The sequence below is a fragment of the Vibrio sp. 970 genome (genome assembly GCF_033339075.1).
Genome location: NZ_JAWOTW010000383.1, coordinates 1 through 659, shown reverse-complemented (window position 1 = coordinate 659; position 659 = coordinate 1). Strand labels below are relative to the sequence as shown.

The 659-nt window shown below is 49.5% G+C and carries 1 protein-coding gene; it reads left to right on the top strand.

Annotated elements, in window-relative coordinates; all coding sequences use genetic code 11:
• The coding region (leuB, locus tag R7Q11_RS26830; RefSeq protein WP_225467071.1) for a 3-isopropylmalate dehydrogenase at positions 1-659 on the top strand (659 nt) is incomplete at both ends.

Sequence of the window (659 nt, the reverse complement as noted above, 5' to 3'; positions counted from 1 at the left end):
TCCGATCTGTACGCGAATTAACTGGTGGCATCTACTTCGGCCAACCGAAAGGCCGTGAGGGTGAAGGCGCTAACGAAAAAGCGTTTGATACCGAGGTGTACCACCGCTTTGAGATCGAACGTATTGCAAAAATCGCGTTTGAATCTGCTCGTCTACGTCGTAAGAAAGTGTGCTCAATTGACAAAGCAAACGTTCTGCAGAGTTCTATCTTATGGCGTGAAGTTGTGGAAGAGATTGCCAAAGACTACCCAGATGTCGAGTTGTCTCACATGTACATCGACAACGCGACCATGCAGTTAATCAAAGACCCAGCCCAGTTTGACGTCATGTTATGTTCAAACATCTTTGGCGACATCATCTCTGATGAGTGTGCAATGATCACGGGCTCTATGGGCATGTTGCCTTCAGCAAGTCTTAACGAAAGCAAGTTCGGCCTATACGAGCCTGCCGGTGGCAGCGCACCAGATATCGCAGGCAAAAACATTGCTAACCCAGTAGCGCAGATCCTTTCTGCTGCACTGATGCTGCGTTACAGTTTTGGCGAAGAAGCTGCGGCGCAAGATATCGAATCCGCAGTATCTAAAGCACTTTCGGCAGGCGAGCTTACCGCAGACCTAGCAAGCGACAAGCCTGCACTGACGACATCAGAAATGGGTGAC